Origin of the sequence: Kitasatospora sp. NPDC056731 (assembly GCF_040687675.1) — a bacterium.
Lineage (GTDB): Bacteria > Actinomycetota > Actinomycetes > Streptomycetales > Streptomycetaceae > Kitasatospora.
The window spans coordinates 43127-65490 of the sequence record NZ_JBFBNR010000012.1 but is presented as its reverse complement, the minus strand read 5'-3'; the positions used below and the strand labels follow the sequence as shown (position 1 = coordinate 65490).

The window sequence follows — 22364 nt, the reverse complement described above, 5'->3', positions numbered from 1 at the left end:
CGGCCGCCCGGCCGGCACCGGGTGGTCACCCGTCAAACCGGCGTGCGGGAGCCCGTCGACGAGACCTCCGCACCACCGGGCGCCATCCGCCCGGTCTTGGCAGGGCTCACGGCGACGGCGGACCCTCTGGGCACAGCCGATCATCGGCTCATCCAGTCGGTATTCCGTTGGGGAGGAACCCATGACGTTCTCGCGCACCCGCCTCGCCGCCGTCGCCGTGATCGTGGCCGCCGCCACCGCCGTGACCGTCCCGGCGCAGGCCGCCGGCGGCCACCGCGCCCTCAGCCGCTTCGACGACGGAAGCTTCGAGTCGCCCAAGGCCCCGGCGAACAGCTTCGCCGAGTTCAACGCCGGACAGACCATCGGCCCGTGGACGGTCACCAGCGGCAGCGTCGACCTGATCGGCGCCGGATTCTGGCAGGCCGCCGAGGGCGACCAGTCGGTGGACCTCAACGGCGCCACCACCGGCGCCGTCGCCCAGACCTTCGCCACCGTCCCGGGCACCACCTACTCCGTGACGTACGCGCTGGCCGGCAACACGGCGGCCGCGCCGACCGTGAAGACCGGCCGCGTGCTCGTCGACGGCCAGGACTTCCAGGACTTCTCCTTCGACATCACCGGCAAGACGCCGACCAACATGGGTTACGTGGGGCGCCAGTTCAGCTTCGTCGCGCGGAGCGCCTCCACCACGCTGACCTTCGCCAGCACCAACGCGGGCGCGGCCGGCCCGGTCGTGGACGACGTCCAGGTCAAGGAGTGCAAGCCGTGTTGCGGGTGATCCGCTGAACCGCCCGCCCGCCGGTCCGGGACCAGCGGGCGGGCCTCCCCCTCCTTGCCGACCGTTGTTTCCCCCTCGCTTAAAGTGCTTCACCCCGCACGGCGAGCCCTGACAGGGTCAGTTACCGGAAGGTGCACTCCCTGTGAGGAAGGGTGGATCCCTTGTTCAACCGATTGAACCGATTGAACCGACGAAAGGCCTCCGCGCTCGCCGTGGCGACGCTCACGGCGGCACTCGGTCTGGTGCCGGTCGGCACCGCCCAGGCGGCGGCCTGTCAATGGCAGAAGACGGCGTGGGAGCTGCCGCCCACCACGACGGTCGGCACGGTGTACTCGAGCGACGGCGGCCGGTACGCAGTCGGCGTCACCGGAACGCGGTCCCCCAGCTGGCCCACCGACATCACGAACGGGCGCGGGACGCTGTGGGACAACGGGAAGGTCGTGCTGCGGCTCCCCGCGGGCAATCCCAACCTGTCCGGCGTCAACGCGGCCGGCCTGATCGTCGGCGACGACCTCGTCAACAACAAGTTCAGGGCCGTGACGGTGAGCCACACCGGGACGACGACTGCGCTGCCCTTCAATCCGAACTGGAACAGCTCGTCCGCCAGCGTGGTCAACAACGCCGGTGACATCGCCGGGATGGCCAAAGTCGGAACGAATTTCATCCTGGTGGTGTGGCCGGCGAACGCGCCGGGAACGTACCGCGAACTGCCCCTCCCGGCAAGCAGCTTCCTCCTCCTCAACGGCATCGACGAGCAAGGCAGGATCGTCGGGTCCACCGCCGCGTTCGGCTTCGTCTCGGACATCAACGGCCAGTGGCACGCGCTCGCCGCGCAGGGCTCCAACGCCTACAGCGATCCTGTGGCGGTCCGGGACGGGCGCATCGTCGGCGGCACGCAGAACGACACGAGCTACGCCGAAGCCGAATGGGACGCCCAGGGTTCGCTGATCCGGACCATCGGCGCGGGCGCCATCTCGGCAAATGCCATCGGCGGCAACGGAATCGTGGGCGGGACGGCGTTCGTCGGGTCGATTCGACGGCCTGTCCTGTGGCGTGACGGCGTGGTGGCGGACTCGCTGTCCGCAGTCTCGGACTCGTTCACGATCAGGGCGATCAGCACCGACGAGAAGACCCTCATCGGGAACGAGAACTCCCGACCCGTGAACTACACCTGCTCCTGACGGCTGCTTCTGATGCCTGCTTCTGACGGCTGTTTCTGACGCCTGCTTCTGACGCCTGCTTCTGACGCCATGAGGGCCGGCAGCCTCCTCCCCGGAGGGGCTGCCGGTCCGGTCTTCGCCGCCGTCGCTTTCACGGCCGCCGCCTGCCGGGAGCCGAAAATCCTCCTGCCAGGGTGCCGAAGGTCGACAGGGGTGCCACCCGAAGGTGCGAAGCGGTGTTCCGAGAACGGGGTTCCAGAGCCTTAAACCGTTCCTAAAACCTTCCCACAGCGGGCTTCCGATGCCCCGGAAGTGCTTGACGTGCACAGCTGGTCTAGTCCAGTTTGATGCTCAGCACCGCGCTCCTCCCCCGCACCGGACCAGCCCCCATGCTGCCGCCCGCCCCGCGTTTCCCCCTTCGCGGCGCGGGCGGCCCCACGTCCCGAGAGGCACCCCCATGCCCAGCGCGCCCCAGCCCGCCCCCACGCACCGCCGCCCCGCCGGTCGCACCAAGCTGCTGAGCCTCGCCGCCGCCACCGCGCTCGCCGCCGGCGGCCTCGCCACGCTCGCCGGGAACGCCGGCGCCGCCGACGGCAACCTGCTCGCCAACCCCGGCCTGGAGAGCGGCGCGCTCAGCCCCTGGAGCTGTTCCGGCGGGACCGGCAGCGTCGTCAACTCCGGCGCGCACAGCGGAAGCTACGCACTGAAGGGGGCGGTCGGCGCGAGCGACACCGCACAGTGCGGCCAGACCGTCACCGTCCAGCCCAACACCACGTACAACCTCAGTGCCTGGGTGCAGGGCCAGTACGTCTACCTGGGCGCCACCGGCAGCGGCGTCACCGACCCGGCCACCTGGACGCCGGGCGGCGCCAACTGGCAGCAGCTGTCCACCAGTTTCACCACCGGCCCGGCCACCACCAGCGTCACCGTCTACCTGCACGGCTGGTACGGGCAGGGCGCCTACCTCGCCGACGACATCACGCTCACCGGCCCCGGCGGCGGCAACCCCACCACCCCGCCGCCCACTTCGGGCACCCCGACCGGCGGCCCCACCGGCACGCCCACCGGCGGCCCGAGCACCCCGCCGCCGAACGTCGCCGTCCCCGTCGCGCCCTACATCGACATGGGCGCCTGGCCCACCCCGTCCATGCCCGACATGGCCAAGTCCGGCAACCTCAAGGCCTACACCATGGGCTTCGTGACCGGCGTCGGCTGCAAGGCCAGCTGGTTCAACGCCTACGACCCGCGCACCGGCTGGGCCAAGGACCAGATCGACGCGCTGCGCGCGGCCGGCGGCGACGTCAAGCTCTCCTTCGGCGGCGCCAGCGGCACCGAACTCGCCGCCGCCTGCACCACCGTGGACTCGCTGTTCGCCGAGTACGACGCCGTCGTCAACGCCTACAACCTGCGCTACGTCGACTTCGACATCGAGGGCGCGGCCATCGCCGACACCGCCTCCAACGACCGCCGCTCCGCCGCGCTCGCCAAGCTCCAGCAGGCCCACCCCGGCCTCAAGGTCTCCTTCACCCTGCCCGTCCTGCCCGAGGGCCTGACCTCCGAAGGCGTCGCCATCGTCAAGTCCGCCCGCGACGCCGGGGTCGCCGTCGACCTGGTGAACATCATGGCGATGGACTACTACCGGACCGGCACCGACTACGGCAACGCCGCCGTGCAGGCCGCCCAGGCCCTGTTCGGCCAGCTCAAGGCGCTCTACCCGGCGAAGACCGACGCCCAGCTGTGGGCCATGGTCGGCGTCACCCCGATGATCGGCGAGAACGACGACCACCAGATCTACAACCAGGCCGCCGCCCAGCAGTTGGTGACCTTCGCCCGGCAGAACCACCTCGGTCTGCTGGCCTTCTGGGACGCCACCCGCGACGCCAACGCCTGCACCGGCGGCTCGCTCTCCAAGTGCACCAACATCGCGCAGCAGCCGTACGAGTTCGCGAAGATCTTCGCCCAGTACGCGGGCTGACCGCGCCACACGGGCCGACCCCCGCCTCGGCGGGCGGGGGTCGGCCCGGCGGTCGGGGGTGTTCCTCAAGGACCGCCAGGAGGCGAAGTGGTGACGGCGGCCGCGGCTCAGGTGTCGTAGCAGCCGTCCCACGGGGCGTGGAAGCCGAGGCCGTCGGGGTAGAGCTCGGCCCAGACCCCGCCCTCGCCGTCCTCGCCCTCTTCTTCCTCCTCCTCGTCCTCCTCGTCCTCCTCGTCCGTCTCGATGACCAGCCCGAACAGCGCCCCCTCGACCCGGACGGCGAACGGCGCGATGGCGATGTCCCCGTACGCGCGGCCGGGGAGGGCGTCGAGCCAGTCGGCGAGGAGTGCGCGGGCGGCCTCGACGGCTGCCTTCTCGCCGTCCGCCGTCGTGCCGGTCGAGCGGATGCGCGAGTCGAGGTGCCGGCCGGCGTCGTCGAAGCGGTGGAGCACCGCGAACCAGCGCTTCTGCGCCTGCCAGTTCTCGACGTCGGCCCCGACCTCCGGGAAGGCCGCCGTGACGGAGGCGAGGAACTGGCCGCCCTCGCACCGGCCGATGGTGCGGGTGCGGTAGTCGGGCTCGTACCGGATCGGGATCAGGTCGGGAACGCTCATGACCGAACCGTACGGCCGAGCTGTGACAACCCCCGGCCCGGAGACGGCTGCGGGCCGGGCGCTGCTTCGGCCGGGCCCGGTCGGCCGACGGTTCGTTCAGCGCCCGGTGGGCAGGTTGGCCCCGCCCGTGCAGTCGAACACCACGCCCGTCACGAAGGTGTTGGCGGCCAGCAGGTGGATAGCCTGCGCGACGTCCTCGGCCCGGCCGACGCGGCCGACCGGGGTGGTGGCGGCGAGGCCGTCGAACAGTGCCGTCCGCTGCTCGGCCGGGACGCGGTCCCACCACGGGGTGTCGATGACGCCGGGCGAGACGGCGTTGATCCGCAGCGGGGCGAGTTCGACGGCCAGCGGCGGGACCATCGCCTCCAGCGCGCCGTTGATGGCGGCGAGTCCGGCGGTGCCGGGGATCGCGGCGCGGGCGGAGGCGGCGGTGATCAGCGTGACGGATCCGTCCGACCGCAGGTGCGGCAGCGCCGCCTGGAGGACGCGGACCTGCGGCCAGAACTTGGCGTCGAACCCGGTGGCGAGGTCCGCCAGGTCGAGCTGGGCGAACGGGCCGCTGCCGGCCGCGCCGCTGACCGCGACGACCAGGTGGTCGACGGTGCCGGACTGCGCGAAGAAGGCCGCGACGGCCTCGGGGTCGGCCGCGTCCAGCTGGTGGCCGGTGGTCTTGCCGCCGATCCGGGCGACGGCGGCGTCCAGCCGGTCCCGGCCGCGACCGGTGATCACGACCTCGGCGCCGTCCGCGGCGAAGGCGGTGGCCGCGGCCTCGCCGATGCCCGAGCTGCCGCCCATCACGACGACGCGCTGTCCGGTGAAGAGGTTTGACGTGGTGCTCATGGTGGCGTGTCCTTCATCTTGTCGAGACCGCTAGTTCCGTCAATAATGTTATCGAGACTGCTAGTCTTGTCAAGTGGGGGAAGAGGAAAGGAAACACGATGACCGAAGCCCGCCCGCACACCGGACGCCGCCGCAACGAGGCCGCCCACCAGGCGATCCTCGACGCGGCCCTGCACCTGCTCGCCGAATCCGACGGCACCCCCGTCACCATCGACGCCATCGCCCGCACCGCCGGCGTCGGCAAGCAGACCGTCTACCGCTGGTGGCCCTCCAAGGGCGCCGTCCTGCTCGACGCCCTCACCGACCGCGCCGACCAGGACGCCCCCGGCCCCGACACCGGCACCCTGCGCACCGACCTCCACGCCTTCATCGCCACCACCTTCGACGGCTCCCAGCGCGACACCACCGCCCCCGCCCTGCGCACCCTCGTCCGCGAAGCCGCCCGCGACCCCCACCTCGCCGACCTCATGCAGACCTTCACCGCCACCCGCCGCACCGCCCTGCACGACCTCCTCGCCCGCGGCCGCGAACGCGGCGAACTCGCCGACGACACCGACCTCGATCTGATCGTCGACCAGGTCTACGGCGTCTTCTGGTACCGCTTCCTCCTCGGCCACGCCCCCCTCGACGCCACCGTCGCCGACCGGCTCACCAACTCCCTGGTCACCGGGAACAGTTAGGACCCGTCCGGCGGATCCTGCCGGGCACCCGAGCCGGTTGATCACCCGATCCGCCTTCGGCGCCGCCCCGTGGGGCCCTCCCTGCGGGACGGCGCCGTCCGACGAGGGGGCACTCACGCAAGGGCGAGGCACAGCGCGGCCGTTCGGATCCCGGCCGGGGCCCGGTTCCCGACCCGAGGACATACCCGGGCAGCCCGAAGGGGCAGACCCTCGAAAAGGTGACGAAGGCGTTCGGGCTGGACCTGCCCGCGTGCGACCTTCAGGGCGCCGGGTTCCACGCATCGGCGAAGTACCCCGGGGAGGTCCTGAACCTGAGCTTCCAGGCTCCGAAGGACTGCGTGGACCGCTTCCTCGCCGACCCCGGGCAGACCGGGCGGACGGCGCACCTGGAGGCGCGCCACCTCGGCGGTTCCTGACCCCGGAGACCCGCGCCGCCCTCAGCCCGACCTCGCCCGTCCTCAGTCCGTCCGCCGAGCCCCGCCGGGCGCCACTCCGGGGCCGTGCCCGTTCAGACGTCCGCCGGCCCGCGGCGCCGGATCAACGGCAGGTAGACCTCGTCCACGATCTCGACCAGGACGTCGTCGGGCGCGGTCGGCACGCCCCGCACCACGAACTCGTTGCGCAGCAGCACCACCGCCACCGTGGCGACCCTGGGGTGGAGCGCCTCGGGGGCCGCTTCACCACGGGCGACCGCGCGCCCCAGGACGGTGAGCCAGGGGGCGGCCGCGGCCTCGCCGGACTGGTCCTGGAGCTGCGCCAGGAACTCCGCCGCGCCACCGGCCGCGGCCAGGAGTTCGCGCAGGATCGCGCCGAGCGGGGAGCTCCAGTGCCGGTTCGCCTCGCGGAGCAACTCCAGGGCGTCCCCGCGTAGTTCACCGGTGTCGGGGGGCACGGCGGTGGTGGCCAGCTGCTTGTAGGCGGCGAGACCGAGGGCCAGGCGGTTGGGCCAGCGGCGGTAGAGGGCGTTCTTGTTGGTGCCGGCGCGGGCGGCGACCTTGTCCATGGTCAGCCCGGCGAATCCGGACTCGGTGAGCTCCGCCACCGCCGCCTGGAGGATCGCCTCCTCCAGTGCCGCCCCGCGCCGCCGTGTCTGCCCGGCCATGGCCCTCGTCCCGTCCGATCCAGTCCGATCCCGTCGCCGGTACCGCCGTTGATACCGCCGTTGATACCGCCCCTACCCTCCCATCCTTCTTGCCCTCTCCGGCCCGCGCCAACTAGGGTACTGGCCGTACCGTATTTTCCGCCCCGCCCCGCCCCACCCCCAGGAAGGCAGGACACCGTGCGCGCCAAAGGCATCAGCTACGACACCGGATTCGTCAGGAACGGGTCGTACTCCCGCAGCCGGTTCGACCCGAAGGAGGTCGAACGCGAACTGCGCATCATCCGCGACGACCTGCACTGCAACGCGGTCCGCATCATGGGCGGCGACCCCGACCGGATCGAACTCGCCGCCGGACTCGCCGCCGACCTCGGACTGGAGGTCTGGTACTCCCCGTACCCGCTGGAACTCACCGCCGACGAGCTGCTGGCCCTGTTCGCCGACTGCGCCGAGCGCGCGGAACGGCTGCGGCGGCGCGGCGCCGAGGTGGTGTTCGTCACCGGAGCCGAACTCAGCCTGATGAACCCGGGATTCCTGCCCGGCGACACCACGGACGAGCGCATCGCCCTGCTCAGCCGACCCGAGCTCGTCCGCGAACACCTCGGACCGGTCAGCGGCCGGGTCAACGCGTTCCTCGACCGGGCCGTGGCCACCGTCCGCGAACACTTCGGCGGGCGCGTCACCTACGCCGCCGTACCGCTGGAGCGCGTCGACTGGACGCCCTTCGACCTCATCTCCCTCGACCTCTACCGCTCCGCAGAGACCGCCGACCGGTTCGCCGACGGCGTCCACGAGCTGGCCGCGCAGGGAAAGCCCGTCGCCATCACCGAGTTCGGCTCCGCCGGCTACCTCGGCGCGGGCGACCGGGGCGCGCTCGGCCTGGACATCGTCGAGTACGACGCCGAGGGCCCCGTCCGCCTGAAGGCCGCGCACGAGCGCGACGAGGCCGGCCAGGCCGCCTACCTGCGCGAACTGCTGGAGGCCTTCGACGCCGGCGGCATCGACGCCACCTTCGTCTTCACCTTCGCCCTCTACGACCACGTACACCGCCCCGACGCCGACCCCCGCGACGACCTCGACCTCGCCAGCTACGGCATCGTCAAGGTCTACGAGGACCGCCCCGGCACCACCTACCCCGACCTCCCCTGGGACCCCAAGGCCGCCTTCACCACCCTCGCCACCTACCACCACACCCACTAACCAGGCACCGCCCGGCGCCGCCTCGGAAAAATATGCCGACCGGTCTACTGATTCACACCCTTGCGCGCCAACCACCCACCACCCACCTCGCACCTCGCACCTCGCGCAGGAAGTCGGCCGGCCCGACTTCCTGCGCGACACCCATCCAGCACGGGACCGAATATGATGACCGGTCTACATAGTTGCGTGCGCTGCGAGCGGCGCCTCCGCCTCCGGTGCGCACAGGAAGTCGGCCTGATCGACTTCCTGTGCGGAATCCACCGTGCGCAGCGCAGAATATGACGGTCGGTCTACATATCCGGCCGACGGCAGGCGTGAGCGCCCTCCCCCACGCGCAGGAAGTCGACCTGGCCGACTTCCTGCGCCGCCCGCCAGGCTGGCGGGTTGGGAGGCGAGGAATATGACGGTCGATCTACATAATTCCCCGAGATGGAAACGGTGCCGGCGCAGGGAGTCGGGCGGGGCGCCGTGTGACGTCCAGCAGGCGGGGGCTAGGGGTCTGTGCGATGGGTCGTGTGAGCTGGTCAGGGCCGCGCCCTAGTGTTTGCTGTTGAACGAAGGGGGTCGCTTGTCACGCAATACAGCCGAAGCAGAGGCGGGGATGAAGGGGATCACGTTTCCTGCCTGGCACGGAGAGCACTACGTGACGCTGGCTGAGCTACTGGTCCGCCTGGGCAGCTTCGGCCTGGACCTGCAGTGGCGCGTCGAGTTCGACGAAATCGTCGATCCTCGTTGCGTCGAGATGGAGAGGCAGTCTGCCGACGGCGGCATGGACACGTTGACGCTGTTGTCGCTGACGGCCCCCTTCCTCCAGCTGATCGACGCCGAAGCGCTTGGGTTCGCCGGGGACGGGGTGATGGTCGCCCTGACCGAAGTGGACAGCTCGCAGTGGGACGTCAGGGCTGTCGACGAGCGCGTACTCAGCGAACTTCGCCGCCACTATCCGGGTGCAACAGACCTCTGAGCGGGGCCTCTCACGCCGGGCGGAGCCATAGGCGGATCGAGGCCATGGTGACCGTCCCATGGAAGACATGCGCCCTCTTGTCGTAGCGCGTGGCGACGGCTCGGAAGTCCCTGGGCCGGTTGATGGTTCGCCCGACTTCGTTGCGGCGGCGGTAAGCCGTCTTGTCGAACCCGGTCGGCCGGCCGCCTCGGCGGCCGCGGCGCTGGCGGTCGGCCCGCCGGTCTCTCGACTCGGGGATCGTGTGCTTGATCTGGCGCCCGCGCAGGTGAAGCCGGTTGCGGCGTGACGAGCACGCCTCATCGCCCCCGACACGGTCGGGCCGGGTGCGCGGTCGCCCACCAGCCTGCCGGGACACACGGATCTCTTCCAACACGGAAATCATCTGCGGAGTGTCCCCTTCCCCCCACAAGGTGATCTTGCAGGTGCGACCGCCTCGCGAGCGTCCCAGGGCCTCATCAGAACGGTGACGCGCCAGTCTCCTTCGCCGGCCCGGAACCCTCGGGGCAGGAATGGAGGCGCCGGCCGCATGCTGATGAGCGCGGCAAGTCGTGGAATCGACGCCGACCATGCTCCAGTCGATTCGGCCCTCGGCATCGGCGTCGGCTAGGACGGCCAGCAGAACTCTCTCCCACGTACCATCCGCCGACCACCTTCGATGACGGTCGGTCTACATAGTTGCGTGCGCGGCGAGCGGTGCCGCCGCCTCCGGTGCGCGCAGGAAGTCGGCCTGGTCGACTTCCTGCGCCGCGCCCCCCAGGCTGGCGGGCTGGGGGGCGAGGAATATGACGGTCGGTCTACATAATTCCCCGAGATGGAAACGACGGCGCGTGACGTCCGGTGGGCGGGGGGCTAGTCGGCGAAGCGGGCTGACAGGTGGGGGAGGAGGGCGGGGAGGTCTTCGTCCTCCCAGGGTTCGCCGGTCGGGGGGACGGAGGTGATGTCGCTGGAGGGGAGGTCGGCGCCGGTGAGTTGGCGGTAGGCGTGGGTGGCCGCGTAGGCGAGGTCTTCGGCCTCCAGTTCCTCCTGGTCGGGGGTGAGGAGTTCGGCGAGGCTGTCCGGGTCGGCGAGGGCCTGTTCGAAGAGGGTGCGGCCGGCGCCTATCAGCCAGTCGCGGAAGTAGTCGAAGCCGTCGTCGCTGCAGCCGCCGTTGACGAGGTAGCCCGCGCCCCAGAGCAGCCAGGTGCAGGAGCGGGCCTTCTGCTGCGCGTAGTGCCGGTCGAAGTCCGCGATCTGATCGGGTGCCAGGCCGGCGAGGTACTCGGTGAGCGCGTCGGCGTGTTCGCTCTCGTCGGCGGCGCCGGTGCGGGTGTCGTCGATGATCTGCCAGAAGGTGTCGAGGTCCATGCCCGTCACCCTGGCAGCTGGGTCTGACACTCTCTCGCGCAGGCGACAGAACGGTTTCAGTGGTTTCAACGGTTTCAGCAGCTTCGGCGGTTTCAGCGGTGCGAGTTGGCGCTGCCGTCCGCGTTCTCCGTGGAGAGCAGGACGACGGGCGTGCCGAAGTAGCGGACGCTCGGCGCGATGGGGCCAGGTGGCCGACACCCAGCGGTCGCAAGCGGTTCGGGTCCGGATGGCGGCCCGAGCCAACCCATGCCACGTTACTCAAAGTGTTCACAAAAACACCTTGTGTTGTCCCAATGCTGCGGCGTGGCGTCTTGCGGTGACCACGCCCGACTGGAACGGAGACGGTATGGCAGGGATCAGACGCGGTCGGTCGCGCGGCAGGCTCGCCGCAGCGATCGGACTGGCGGTCATCGGCATGACGGCGGGTTGGGGAGGAGGTTCGGCACAGGCCTTCCCGGCGCACGCCTTCCCTGCACGGGAGACGACATCCGTCAGACCTGCCGCCGCCTCACCCGCGGACGGCGCGGACCGCGCGAACGGCGCGAACGGCGCGAACGACGCGAACGGTGCGGACCGCGCGGACGGAAAGTCAGGCCCCCGGGCGCTGACCTGTCCGCCGGTCCCGGTGTGGGCGAACACCGGCGGCGGCGGTGACCAGCTGTACTCGTACAGCCCGACGGGTACGCAGCTGTCCGACGTGCCGCTGGTGCGGGATTACGGGGACATCGCGTGGAGTGCGAACGGTACGACGCTGTACGGGGTGTCCTGGCACGAGAGCCCGGCGACGCTGTACACGATCAACCCGGCCACGGGTGCGGAGACGAGTTCGGTGGTGATCACCGGTCCGGCCGCGGTCGACGGATTCGACTTCAACGCGCTGAGCTCCCGGCCCGACGGGACCCTGTTCATCGGGTCGTTCTTCTCGAACCTGATCTGGACGCTCAACCCGACCACCGGGGTGAGCACGCTGTTCCCCGCCGCCTACCCCGCCACGCTCGTCTCCTCGGGCGACTTCATCACCCTGCCCGACGGTGACATCCTCGGGGCGGCGTTCGATTCGTTCTTCCAGAACCCGACCTTCTACTTCCGTATCCACCCGGACAACACGATCACCGAGATCGGCAACGTGCCGGGCTCCACGTACGGTCTGGCCCAGTCCGGCGGCCAGGTGTACGTCTTCCGTGCGAACGGCACCATCGAGACCCTGAACTCGATCCCGGCCGGTCCCTCGACCGCGGTGATCCCCACCACCGTCGTCGCCAACACGGGCCACCCCTTCTACGGCGCCTCCTCCACCCAGGACAGCGGGAACTGCAACCTTCCGACCGGCACCTCCTACACCGTCGCGAAGTCGGTGTCGCCGACCGGCCCGGTGGACCAGGGCGACACCCTGACCTACACCGAGACCGTCACCAACACCGGTACCAACCCGGCCACCTTCGCGGGTTTCAGCGACGACCTCTCGGCCGTGCTGACGGACGGCACGCTGGTGGCCGGCTCCGTCACGGCCACCTCCGGAACGGCCGCCGTCACGGGGAACACCCTGACCTGGTCGGGCACGCTGACGGCGCCGCCCGCCGCCGGGTCCACCGTGACCGTGAAGTACCAGGTGACGGTCAACAGCCCGGACACCGGCAACTTCGCGCTGACCAACAACGTCGCGCCGACGATCGCCGGCGGCACCTGCGCGACCGCGACGGGCTGCACCACCACCGTGCTGGTCAACGTCCCCACCCCCGAGATCGACAAGTCCGCGGCGGAGAGTTCGTTCGTCGCGGGGCAGACGATCCACTACACCTACGCCGTCACCAACAACGCCTCGGTGCCGCTGACGAACATCGCGGTCACCGACACGGGCCCCGGCACCCCGACGGTCATGTGCCCGGCGGGCCCGCTCGCGGCCGGCGCCACGGAGAACTGCACCGCCACCTACACCGCGACGGCCGCGGACGCTGCGGCGGGCACGATCACCGACTCGGCGAACCTGACGGCCACCGTGGGCACCCAGACGGTGACCTCGACGAGCAACCAGGTCGTCGTGCCGCTGCGGGCGCTGACCATCACGAAGTCGGCCGTCCAGCCGAACTTCCAGGCCCCGGGCGAGACGCTCAACTACACGTACACCGTCACCAACACCGGCCAGATCGCGCTGACCGGTGTGACGGTGACCGACCTGACGCCCGGCGTCACCGTCTCGGGCTGCGGAACCAACCAGCTCGCGCCCGGCCAGTCCACCACCTGCCAGGCCACCTACGTCACGACGGCGGCGGACGTAGCCGCCCAGAACGTGCCCGACCAGGGCCAGGTCACCGGCACCGACACGGGCGGCCAGAGCGTCACCACGACCAGCAACAAGGTGAACACCCCGCTGGTCGCGATCACCGTGGTCAAGAAGGCCGCCGAGGCGCAGTACACCGCCGCCGGCCAGACCATCCACTACACCTACACGGTCACCAACACCGGCGCCCAGCCGCTGACCAACATCGGCGTGGTGGACAACGGCCCCGGCACCCCGACCGTCACCTGCCCGCCCGGCCCGCTCGCACCGGGCGTCTCGGAGAACTGCACCGCGACCTACGTCACCACCGACGCCGACGTCGCCGCGGGCAAGGTCGTCGACACCGCCCAGGTGACCGGGACCGCCCCCGGCGGCCGGACCGTCACCTCGACCAGCAACAAGGTGACCGTGCCCTTCGCCGGCCTGAAGATCGTCAAGGCCGTCCAGGAGACCTCGTTCTCCGCCGCCGGCCAGGCCCTGCACTACACCTTCACCGTCACCAACACCGGTGATGCAGCGCTGAGTTCGCTCGCCGTGACGGACTCCGGTCCGGGCACCCCGGCCGTCTCCTGCCCGGTGACCACCCTGGCCCCGAGCGCGTCCACGACCTGCACCGCGACGTACTCCACCGCCGACGCCGACGTGCAGGCCGGGAGGATCACCGACACCGCGACCGTCACCGGCACCACCCCCGACGGCACCCGGGTGACGGCGACCAGCAACACCGTGACCATCGTGGCCTGCACCCCCTGCGAGGACCAGGACCACGGCGGCTGCGACGGCAACAACTCCGGCGGCCACGGCGGCTGGGGCGACCGCCACCCCGGCCCCGGCCAGTGGGACAACCACCCCGGCGGCACCGCCCCCGGTGGCACGTCGGCCGCCGAACACCCCGCCGGCACCCGCCCCGCGCCCGTTCCCCCGCGCGACACCGCCGTGCAGGAACCCGCCCTGATGCTCGCGAACGCCGGATCCCCGGTGGCCATGGCCGGCCTCGGCGGCGGCGCGCTGCTGGGCCTCGGCTGGCTCATCGCCGCCTTCGCCTCGGCCCGCCTGCGCCAGGACCGCTCCGGAGAGTGACCACCCTCCACCACCCGGGCCGGCCCCGGCGACGCACGCAACGCACGCGCCGCACGCGCCGGGCGTAGCGGCCGAGAAAGCAGGCAGAGTGCGCCACCAGTGGTGGCGCACTCTGCCTGCTTTCTCGGCCGGACAGGGCCTAGCCGAGGACGGAGTCCACGGCGGCCGCCAGCGCCTCGCGCACCGCCGCGGGGGCGGTGAAGCGGCTCTGGTTCATCGCGCCGTGCCGCAGGATCAGCAGGGTGTCGGCCGCCCGGTCGGGGTCGGGGTGGCCGGCGGCGGCGAGCAGGCCGGCCAGCAGGGCGCGGAACCAGTCCATGTGCTCCTGGATCGCGCGGCTGACCGGGTGGTCGGGGTCCGGGTAGTCGGCGGCGGCGTTGATGAACGGGCAGCCGCGGAAGCCGGGGGCGCAGAACTCGTCGGCGATGCCCGTGAACAGGGCCGTCACGGCCTCGCGCGGAGGAAGGTCCGCCACTGCGGCGGCGGCCGCGCGGAAGAGCCGGTCGTGCTCGTGGACGTAGGCGAGCACGACGTCGTCCTTGGACGGGAAGTGCCGGTAGAAGGTCGCGTTGGCGACCGCCGACTCGCGGATCAGCTGGTCGATGCCCACCCCGCGCACGCCCTGGGCGTAGAAGAGCCGCATCGCCGCGGCCAGGATGCGAGCGCGCGGTGGCGCGGAGTCTCTCGTCGTCATGGCTTGACGCTAACAGAAGGATCGTTCTACCTTGGAGAAGTAGAGAGAACGATCCTTCTACTTCTCGGACCGGACGACCGCGCCCCGACCGGCCGCCGATCCCGATCCGGCCCCCAACCCTCACGCACCAGGAGAGACCCCGCCATGCCCAGCAACCGCACCCCGGTCATGTTCATCCACGGCCTCTGGCTGCACTCCACGAGCTGGCAGGGCTGGGCCGACCGGTTCCGCGACGCCGGCTACGAGCCGATCCTCCCCGAATGGCCCGGCGTCCCCACCACCGTCGCCCAGGCCCGCAGGAACCCCGACCCCCAGGGCGGCATCGGCCTCGCCGAGATCTCCGCCCACCACGCCCGGATCATCCGCGACCTCGACACCCCGCCCGTCCTCGTCGGCCACTCCGTCGGCGGCTTCATCGCCCAGCACCTCCTCGGCCAGAACCTCGCCCGGGCCGCCGTCGCGATCGGCCCCGGCCAGATCAAGGGCGTCAAGGCCGTCGGGCCGGCCCAGGCCAAGTCGGCCTTCGCGTTCCTGCGCAACCCGGCCAACACCAAGCGCGCCGTCTCGCTCAACCCCGAGCAGTTCCGCTACGCGTTCGCCAACGCCGTCCCCCAGCAGGAATCCGACGAGCTCTTCGACGAGTGGACCATCCCCAGCCCCGCCCGCCCGCTGTTCCAGCTCGCCCTCAGCAACTTCGCCCCCCACTCCCCCGCCAAGGTCGACACCCGCAACGAGGACCGCGGACCGCTCCTCCTCCTGTCCGGCAAGCTCGACCACACCGTGCCCGACGTGCTGACCCGCTCCACCCACAAGCAGTACCGCAAGTCGTCCGCCGTCACCGACTACCACCGCTTCGACGACCGCGGCCACTCCCTCACCGTCGACCACGGCTGGACCGAACTCGCCGACCACTCCCTCACCTGGCTCGACCGGCACCACATCGGCTGAGCAGGCGGCACCGACCGGCACGGGGCCGCCGGCCCGCCGCCCGGGAGGGCCGGGCGGCGGGTTTGAACGGCAGCCTGGAGGTCAGCGGCGGCCGATGATCTTGGAGAACGTTGCGAGCGAGACGGTACCCGTCTTCTTGGCGGCATCACCGACGATGCCCCAGCTGCCGATGCTCTGACCGTAGTTGGCGGTCAGCGCGGCGCCGCTCGCACCCTCCTTCGCCTGGGACATGTCCCTGCCGGTGGACATCTCGACAACCAGCGGGACCTGGGTGGCGAGGTTGACCGAGCCCTGGAGGACCTTGCCGGCGATCTTCCCGGACTTCTCGGTGGCACCGACGACCTTGGCGCCCTTGGTGCCGAGGTAGTTGAACACCTTGGTCGCGTCGGAGGCTCCGGAGCCGCCGGTCTCGGCGAGGAAGGTGAGCCCGGCCCTGCGGACGCCGACGCTGGCCTTGTAGGAGGCCTTGGCGCCGGTGCCGATCGTCTTGACGATGGCCTTGCCCGCCTTGAGGCTCTTGGCGACCGCGCCGACACCGGGCAGGGCGGCGAGCGCGTCCGCGCCCAGGCCGACGATCGTGGCCGCGTCCCAGTCGCCCTTGATCGCGGCGTCCACGGTGTGGGCGCCCAGCGCGGCGATGGCGGTGACGGCGGCGACCGGGCCGGCGATCGGCGTGAGGATCGGGATGAGGGCCAGGACGCCCGCGACGGCGGACACGATGCCGAGGATGTCCCCGAAGACGGACCAGAAGCTGCTGCCCTGCTCCTCGGCCGCCTTCCGGGCGGCCTCGGCCTTCAGGTACTCGAACTCCTGGCCCCGGGTCTGGATGACCCGGGTGAACTCGCGGTCGGTGAGCAGGCATTGCAGCTGGAGCTCGGCCTGGAGGGCCAGGGCCATGTCGACCAGGTCGTACAGCCGCCCGTCCTTGATCCACTCCCGGGGGTAGCTGCTGTCGGTGAGCCGGAAGTAGACGCCCTCACCCGAACGCCCGCCCATGGCCAGGGACGAGATCGGACCGAGGTAGCGGGCGACGACGGGATGCTTGAAGGCGATCACGCCCTCCGCATCCGGAAATCCGTCCTCGTACGCCTGGCCCTCGAAGCCACTCATCAGGGCAGCGGCGAGCGGGTCGCTCGGACGCTCGACGTAGAGGTCGTTCTCCTTCGCCCACTTCTCCAGGTCCTGCCACGTGTTCTCGCGCAGGAAGGTCTTGAAGGCCTTCAACTGCTTCGAGATCTCGGACTCCGGGGAGGGGGCGGCGGACCCGGCCTCCGCCGTCTGCTCAAAGTCGGCCACGAGATCCAGCGCATCGAGACCCAGCGCCCCGAGATTTCCCGCGTCGAGACCCAGCGCCTTCAGCCTCTGCTGGGCCCCCGTGTACGTGCCGAGCTCCACATCCAGGCGCTTGAGCGCGGCTATGACCTGGTCGCGCTGGAAGACGTACAGGCGCAGGAGCTGATCGATCCGGTAGTGGTCCTCGGGGCGCAGGGCCGACGGGTCCCACCCCCAGATCTTCATCGCGTCCTTGCTGTTGGTGGTGTACATGTTCAGCTCGCTCTGAACATTGAAGACGATCTTGTCGTGGCCCGGCCCGTAGCCCAGGTTCGGCAGGCTGACGTCGAGCCCGTACTCGATCTTCATGGGTTGTCCCCTTTTCCCGGTCAGGCCGCGGCGGCGGTGTCGAAGGCGATGGTGCGACAGACCTCGGCGAGGATCTCCACGCAGGAGTCCCACTCGGCGAGGTTCTCGGTGGCGATGGCGAAGTCGGCCATCGCCAGGCGGCCGGGGATCGGCACGAACACGTGCAGCTGACGGACCACGGTCGGCCCGCCGCCGTCGCCGAGCAGGTTGACCGGGCGTTCGACCTTGCGCTCCTCGGTCAGCAGCACCGCGGGGCCGGCTTCGAGCCGGACCACGCCGACCTCGGCGTCCGGGTAGATGGCGCCCATGGTGCGGGCCAGGCGGTGGACGGTCTGCTCGTTGGACAGTTCGCTGGGGCGGGCGGTGACGGTCAGGATCGCCGAGGCCAGCTTCTCCTCGGGCTTCTCCTTCGTCGGCCCGTACAGCAGCGTGCCCGCGTAGACGGCGCCGGCGGCGGACAGCAGCTCGTACATCGTCTGCTGGGTCAGGACGGCCGCCGCTATCTCCTCTTGCGACGGCTTCGGGTCGACCATGTTCAGCCGCTCGATCAGCCGGTTGGTGTTCACCTCCGCCGACACGGAGAAGTCGAGGTCGGTGAACGCCTCCGGGACTTGGAAGCTGATCGGCAGGTCGATCGTGGCGTCGGGCACAGGGGCGCTCCTCACAGGCGGGACACGGATGCGGCCCGCCGCACGACGCGGCAGGACCGCCCGCCATGATCAACGGCCCGGCGGGACCACCGGCCCCACCACCACCCACGGCACGCGACCGCTGGCGCGAACCGATCCGCCTTACGTCCCGCCTGGACCGAATTGCCCACCCGAACACGCGTCCCACCGGCAACCGGAACGGCCTGATCCACCGTCACCCACATGGCCTAACAAGCCCACTGCACGACGCGGCACCGCCGGGAACGTCCGCGAAGCGGAACGCCGCGCCGACCGGGGAGGTCATGCGCGGCGTTCGCCGGGAGAGTCGGGAGCGTCGGGAGCGTCGGGAGCGTCGAGAGCGTCGAGAGAGTGCGGGGGCGGGTTACGCCGCGCCGAGGCGGCTCGGGGCTCCCGGGGCGGGCTTCAGGTAGCGGACGGCGGCCGCTGTCACCAGGGCGATCAGGGTGACGGTGAGGAGGTACTGGCAGAGCAGGCCGAGATTGCCGAGCTCGTTGTCGTACCAGCTGAAGAGCTCGTTGCTGGTGAGGCCGAGGCTGAGGACCGGCGGGAGGACGGCCAGTGCGGTCGCGGCCGGCAGCAGCCGGCCCCAGCGGAGGAATGCGAGCGAGAGCAGGGCCAGCGGGATGCAGGCCCCCATCAACGTCAGCACGGGCTGGGGAAGTACGGGGAGGGTGTTCTCGTAAAGAAGTGCGCTGAGGCGGCCCAGGTTGGACACCATGAGGCTCGCGACCAGCACCAGGACGGGCGGGACGGCGGCGCGCGGTCGGCGGGCGATCGTACTCTCCAGCAGGTCGCCGGGGGCGGCGAAGAGCAGCAGGGACCACAACACGTTCGCGCCGGACGACATGATCAGGAGGGTGTAGTCCGGCGGAAAGCCCGGCACCACGGTCCATATCTCATGCTGCTGGACGAAGCACTGGGCGATGGCGGCCACTCCGGCCAGGGCGGCCAGGGTCCGGACGGTGGTCCACCGGCGGAACAACAGGGCTACCACGACCAGCAACCAGAGCACCTGCGTGACGGTCTGGGCGATCAGCGGGGAGTGCCAGTCGACGAAAGCGGTTCCGGGGTGCTGCAACGCGTAGGAGTGGTTGGCCGTGGCCTGCCGCCACTTCTCCGGGAGGAACACGAGGGCGGTCAGCTGCTGGCCGAGCGCCATGGCGGCGGCCAGCGGGGCGGTGGTGGCGAGCAGGCGTCCGGCGGTGCTGCTCGCGGTGATGCCGGTGCGCACCCGCAGGCCGTACGCGGCGACGCCGACGGTCTCGCGGATGACGGCCAGTCGGCCGGCGCCGGCGGTGGAGTCGGCGTGGACCGCGGTGATCTCCTCGCCGCACTCGGCCCGGTAGGCGGCGGGGTAGGCCCGCAGGGCCAGTCGCAGTCCTCGCAAGGCGGTGCCGGTGGTGCTGCTGGTGGCGCTGGCGGCGGTGTTCACGCGAGGGCCCCCCTGGCCGTCGAACGGGTGGCGCGCAGGCGCCGGTCGGCCTCGGCCACTACCGCGCGCAGCCGGTCGGCCTCGGCGGCGAGGGTGTCTCGTCCCGCGTCGGCGAGTGCGTACGTCCGGCGGGCACGGCCGTCGATCACCTCGTCACGCTCGACCTCGATCAGCCCCTGCTGGAGCAGGCGGTCCAACGCGCTGTAGAGCGTGCTGGTGCGCATTTTGACCCGACCGTCCGAGAGCGCGGCAACCTCCTGGATCAGGGCGTAGCCGTGCCGAGGCGCGTCGGCCAGTGCGGTGAGCAGAAGCAACGTGGGCTCCTGCATGGAGCGTAATGTCATGCGGATACATATACCGTTCATAGGCATATACCGTCCAGGGGCCCATATATCTGGCACGGGCGGATGCCAGAGCAACCGTTCGGCTGCGGAACCCGTCATTTCACGGATGTCGGGGCACGACCGCCTCGCCTCAAGGACACCGGGAGCTGGTCTCGTTGCAGCGGAAGAAGCCGTACTGGCAGCCGTACTGGTGGCGACTGACGTTCCGTTCGGACGTCGCACCGGAGTGGGAGCCGATGGATCGCGGACCGCTCACCCCGGTCTCGAACCACGCGCTGACGACGATGTCGATCGAGGCCTGGGCCGACGCCTTCCTGGAGGAGGCGCTCTACGAACTCGAAGACCTGCACGGCGACCTGCGCGTCGAGTGCTACGAGGAGCCCGTCCTCACGGACGGCGCTCCGCCGGTGTATTCGTGCCAGGGGCGGCTGCCGGGGAGCTGAGTCCGGGACAGGTTCGGCGCGGGAAGTCGGTGGGGCCGACTTCCCATGCCGCAGTCAGCGAACAGGGGTTGGGGTTGCGGTGGGCCTGGGGCCCGGGCGGGGATGGTGATGGGCGGTGAGGGGGTAGATCCAGGCGAGGAGAGCGAGGAGGAGTGCGAACGGGAGGAGGGTGTAGGCGGTCGCGGCGCCCGGGGTCACGTCAGGACGCATCGGGGGCGATGGGGAGGTCGAGCTCGGCCCAGACGGTCTTCGCGTTGGGGTGGCGGGGGATGGTGCCCCAGCGGTCGGCGAGGGCGTCGATGAGGGTGAGGCCGCGCCCGGACTGGGAGTTGGGGGCGAGGACGGCGGGCAGGGCGGGGAAACGGTCGCCCCTGCAGTCCGAGATCTCGATGCGCAAGGTTGTGCCCCGGCGCACGGTGGTGGTGAGACAGAGGTGAAGCTCGAAGCCGCGCCCCGGAACGCGGCCATGGGTAGTCGCGTTAGCGGCGAGCTCCGCGACGATCAGGAGCGCCGAGTAGTACGGCTCGGTGTGGGACAAGTTCAGCCCCCAGGTGGTGAGTTGACGCCTGGCGATGCGCCGGCAGATGGCGGCGCCCTTGGGGGTGGCGGCGAGGGTGCTGGTGTGACGGCGGGGGCTGTCGAGGGGGATGTCGGTCGTCATGGAAAAAATCGTGGCGCCCCGGACGTACGCTGACCACGGATTCGGCGAGCACTGAGAGTGCCTGTGCGGATGCGGAGGGTTGGCCTGTCGGCCGGCCCAGATCAATCGGTCGAAAGGGTGGGTGATTGTCGTGGGTGGCGTCGAGCGCACGGTCTTCGATGACGGCGAGACGGCGGAGAACTCCGACGGGGTCGCGGAGTTCTATGCGGCGGTGGGCAAGTTGATCAGGCTCTTCCGGGAGCGGGCCGGGCTGACCCAGCGCGAGCTGGCCGAGAAGCTCGGGTACAGCGAGGACCAGTTGGGAGCGGTCGAGCGCGGCAAGCGGACGCCGAGAATCGAGATCCTGACGAGGGCGGAGGAAGTCCTCAACGCGGGTGGCGCGTTGAGGATCGTCGCCGACGACGTGATGAAGGCGAAGATCCGGATCAGCACGCGGCACCCTGCGTTCTCCAAGGCCTTCACGTACGAGGAAGGACGGGCCGTGGAAATCCACGGCTTCAGCACGTTGTTCATCCCCGGCTTGCTGCAGACGGAGGCCCACGCGCGAGCGCTGTACGAGATGCGCAGGCCCTGGCTCTCCGTCGAACAGATCGACCAGTGGGTGGCAGCTCGACTGGCACGCCAGGAGATCCTGACGCGGTGGCCGCTGCCAACCATGAGTTGGGTGATCGACGAAAGCGTTCTCCGTCGGCCACTCGGCGGTTGGGATGTCCATCAAGAGCAGCTTCTACGCCTGCTCAAGGTCGCCGAGATCCGCGGCCTTGAGTTGCAGGTGATGCCCCTCAGTAGCACGGAGAACGCCGGCATGGGTGGTCCGTTCACGCTGCTGACCCCGCCCGGACGCGCGCAGATCGCGTACGTGGAGGTCCAGCACGTCAACAGGTTGATCACGGACCCGGAGGAAGTCCGTAAGATGGCCGCACGGTACGGCACCCTCAGGGGGCAGGCGCTCAACATGAGGGAGTCCTTGGCCTTGATCGAGATGATCCTGGGAGAGCGGTGAGCATGGCCGAGCTGGCGTGGTTCAAGAGCAGCTACAGCAGCAACGAGGGCGCCGAGTGCGTCGAGGTGGCAGAGACGCCCGGCGTCGTCCACGTGCGTGACTCGAAGGACAAGAGCGGCCCGCAGCTGGCGTTCGAGCCCGCCGCGTGGAAGGCGTTCGTCGGCTTCGCCGCGACCGCCGAGGTCTGAGCAGTCCCCCAACGGCCCACCGCTAGGCAGCGGTGGGCCGTTGGCGTACCGTCAGAAAGCATGGAACTCGTCTGGTTCAAGAGCAGCCACAGCACCAACGAAGGCGCCCAATGCGTCGAGGTCGCCTGGCGCAAGAGCAGCTACAGCAGCAACGAGGATGCCGCCTGCGTCGAGGTCGCCGAGACGACCGCCGCCGTCCACGTCCGTGACTCCAAGGACAAGGACGGCCCCCAGCTCACCTTCTCCCCCGCCGCCTGGCAGGCCTTCGTCGACTTCGCCCCGACGGCCGCCTGAGGGCCGCCAGGGCGCACCGCTCGGGCTCGGCGG

23 protein-coding genes and 1 pseudogene are annotated in these 22364 nt (G+C 70.6%); 13 read left to right on the top strand and 11 right to left on the bottom strand.

Annotated elements, in window-relative coordinates:
- Positions 1-181: 181 nt before the first annotated feature.
- The 3 genes from AB0R04_RS14825 (at position 182) to AB0R04_RS14815 (ending at position 3913) form a co-directional block, all read left to right on the top strand.
- A complete protein-coding gene (locus AB0R04_RS14825) occupies positions 182-778 on the top strand; it encodes a choice-of-anchor C family protein (RefSeq protein WP_363371187.1) in 597 nt (198 codons plus the stop codon).
- 152 nt (positions 779-930) lie between these two features.
- Positions 931-1959 carry a hypothetical protein gene (locus AB0R04_RS14820; protein ID WP_363371186.1) on the top strand — a complete coding sequence of 343 codons (1029 nt, stop codon included), beginning with the start codon at positions 931-933 and terminating at the stop codon, positions 1957-1959.
- Between the two features lie 436 nt (positions 1960-2395).
- Positions 2396-3913, top strand: a complete 1518-nt coding sequence (locus AB0R04_RS14815; protein ID WP_363371184.1) for a carbohydrate binding domain-containing protein — start codon at positions 2396-2398, stop codon at positions 3911-3913.
- A 107-nt stretch (positions 3914-4020) separates the two neighbouring features.
- Here AB0R04_RS14815 and AB0R04_RS14810 read toward each other — a convergent pair whose 3' ends face one another.
- Together AB0R04_RS14810 and AB0R04_RS14805 are read right to left on the bottom strand one after the other, a co-directional pair.
- The gene (locus AB0R04_RS14810) at positions 4021-4527 is read right to left on the bottom strand and encodes a hypothetical protein (protein WP_063347016.1); all 507 of its coding nucleotides are present in this window, start codon (positions 4525-4527) and stop codon (positions 4021-4023) included.
- Positions 4528-4623: 96 nt separating this feature from the next.
- Complete coding sequence (locus AB0R04_RS14805; protein WP_363371182.1) at positions 4624-5367, bottom strand: SDR family oxidoreductase; 744 nt, start codon at positions 5365-5367, stop codon at positions 4624-4626.
- A gap of 98 nt (positions 5368-5465) precedes the next feature.
- On the opposite strand from AB0R04_RS14805, the gene AB0R04_RS14800 reads away from it, so the two are divergent.
- Entirely contained in the window at positions 5466-6047 is a 582-nt protein-coding gene (locus AB0R04_RS14800) for a TetR/AcrR family transcriptional regulator (protein WP_363371181.1), read from the top strand.
- Between the two features lie 218 nt (positions 6048-6265).
- Positions 6266-6463, top strand: a complete 198-nt coding sequence (locus AB0R04_RS14795) for a hypothetical protein (protein WP_363371180.1) — start codon at positions 6266-6268, stop codon at positions 6461-6463.
- Between the two features lie 92 nt (positions 6464-6555).
- Here the strand turns inward: AB0R04_RS14795 and AB0R04_RS14790 are convergent, their stop codons facing one another.
- Positions 6556-7149 (bottom strand): TetR/AcrR family transcriptional regulator, encoded by a 594-nt coding sequence (locus tag AB0R04_RS14790; RefSeq protein ID WP_363371179.1) that lies wholly within the window; start codon positions 7147-7149, stop codon positions 6556-6558.
- Positions 7150-7326: 177 nt separating this feature from the next.
- Between AB0R04_RS14790 and AB0R04_RS14785 the strand changes: the two genes are divergently transcribed.
- Both AB0R04_RS14785 and AB0R04_RS14780 read left to right on the top strand, forming a co-directional pair.
- On the top strand, positions 7327-8346 hold the full coding sequence (locus AB0R04_RS14785) for a hypothetical protein (RefSeq protein WP_363371177.1): 1020 nt from the start codon (positions 7327-7329) through the stop codon (positions 8344-8346).
- 643 nt (positions 8347-8989) lie between these two features.
- The gene (locus AB0R04_RS14780) at positions 8990-9310 is read left to right on the top strand and encodes a hypothetical protein (RefSeq protein WP_363371176.1); all 321 of its coding nucleotides are present in this window, start codon (positions 8990-8992) and stop codon (positions 9308-9310) included.
- 10 nt (positions 9311-9320) lie between these two features.
- On the opposite strand, the pseudogene AB0R04_RS14775 reads toward AB0R04_RS14780, so the two are convergent.
- Positions 9321-9974: pseudogene (locus AB0R04_RS14775) on the bottom strand (IS5 family transposase); the annotation flags it as partial.
- A gap of 185 nt (positions 9975-10159) precedes the next feature.
- A complete protein-coding gene (locus tag AB0R04_RS14770; RefSeq protein WP_363371174.1) occupies positions 10160-10654 on the bottom strand; it encodes a DUF4240 domain-containing protein in 495 nt (164 codons plus the stop codon).
- A gap of 625 nt (positions 10655-11279) precedes the next feature.
- Between AB0R04_RS14770 and AB0R04_RS14765 the strand changes: the two genes are divergently transcribed.
- Complete coding sequence (locus tag AB0R04_RS14765) at positions 11280-14012, top strand: CARDB domain-containing protein (RefSeq protein WP_363371172.1); 2733 nt, start codon at positions 11280-11282, stop codon at positions 14010-14012.
- A 139-nt stretch (positions 14013-14151) separates the two neighbouring features.
- Here AB0R04_RS14765 and AB0R04_RS14760 read toward each other — a convergent pair whose 3' ends face one another.
- Positions 14152-14706, bottom strand: a complete 555-nt coding sequence (locus AB0R04_RS14760) for a helix-turn-helix domain-containing protein (RefSeq protein ID WP_363371170.1) — start codon at positions 14704-14706, stop codon at positions 14152-14154.
- 144 nt (positions 14707-14850) lie between these two features.
- Here AB0R04_RS14760 and AB0R04_RS14755 point away from each other — a divergent pair, with 144 nt between their 5' ends.
- Positions 14851-15654: an alpha/beta fold hydrolase gene (locus AB0R04_RS14755; RefSeq protein ID WP_363371169.1), complete on the top strand. Its 804-nt coding sequence runs from the start codon at positions 14851-14853 to the stop codon at positions 15652-15654.
- Positions 15655-15735: 81 nt separating this feature from the next.
- Here AB0R04_RS14755 and AB0R04_RS14750 read toward each other — a convergent pair whose 3' ends face one another.
- From AB0R04_RS14750 to AB0R04_RS14735, 4 genes are all read right to left on the bottom strand, one after another.
- Positions 15736-17295 (bottom strand): hypothetical protein, encoded by a 1560-nt coding sequence (locus tag AB0R04_RS14750; RefSeq protein ID WP_363371168.1) that lies wholly within the window; start codon positions 17293-17295, stop codon positions 15736-15738.
- A gap of 20 nt (positions 17296-17315) precedes the next feature.
- Positions 17316-17945, bottom strand: coding sequence for a hypothetical protein (locus tag AB0R04_RS14745; RefSeq protein ID WP_363371167.1), 630 nt, complete (start codon positions 17943-17945; stop codon positions 17316-17318).
- A gap of 382 nt (positions 17946-18327) precedes the next feature.
- The gene (locus AB0R04_RS14740) at positions 18328-19398 is read right to left on the bottom strand and encodes a hypothetical protein (RefSeq protein WP_363371166.1); all 1071 of its coding nucleotides are present in this window, start codon (positions 19396-19398) and stop codon (positions 18328-18330) included.
- A complete protein-coding gene (locus AB0R04_RS14735; RefSeq protein WP_363371165.1) occupies positions 19395-19727 on the bottom strand; it encodes a PadR family transcriptional regulator in 333 nt (110 codons plus the stop codon). The genes AB0R04_RS14740 and AB0R04_RS14735 overlap by 4 nt, the downstream gene beginning before the upstream one ends.
- 170 nt (positions 19728-19897) lie before the next feature.
- Between AB0R04_RS14735 and AB0R04_RS14730 the strand changes: the two genes are divergently transcribed.
- Positions 19898-20185: a hypothetical protein gene (locus AB0R04_RS14730; protein ID WP_363371163.1), complete on the top strand. Its 288-nt coding sequence runs from the start codon at positions 19898-19900 to the stop codon at positions 20183-20185.
- A 199-nt stretch (positions 20186-20384) separates the two neighbouring features.
- Here the strand turns inward: AB0R04_RS14730 and AB0R04_RS14725 are convergent, their stop codons facing one another.
- Positions 20385-20846, bottom strand: coding sequence for an ATP-binding protein (locus AB0R04_RS14725; protein ID WP_363371161.1), 462 nt, complete (start codon positions 20844-20846; stop codon positions 20385-20387).
- Positions 20847-20976: 130 nt separating this feature from the next.
- Here AB0R04_RS14725 and AB0R04_RS14720 point away from each other — a divergent pair, with 130 nt between their 5' ends.
- From AB0R04_RS14720 to AB0R04_RS14710, 3 genes are read left to right on the top strand one after another with little or no spacing between them, the layout of a single operon-like run.
- The gene (locus AB0R04_RS14720; RefSeq protein ID WP_363371160.1) at positions 20977-21849 is read left to right on the top strand and encodes a helix-turn-helix transcriptional regulator; all 873 of its coding nucleotides are present in this window, start codon (positions 20977-20979) and stop codon (positions 21847-21849) included.
- A 2-nt stretch (positions 21850-21851) separates the two neighbouring features.
- Positions 21852-22037 (top strand): DUF397 domain-containing protein, encoded by a 186-nt coding sequence (locus AB0R04_RS14715; RefSeq protein ID WP_363371159.1) that lies wholly within the window; start codon positions 21852-21854, stop codon positions 22035-22037.
- Positions 22038-22097: 60 nt separating this feature from the next.
- Positions 22098-22331, top strand: a complete 234-nt coding sequence (locus AB0R04_RS14710; protein ID WP_363371157.1) for a DUF397 domain-containing protein — start codon at positions 22098-22100, stop codon at positions 22329-22331.
- Positions 22332-22364 lie beyond the last annotated feature (33 nt).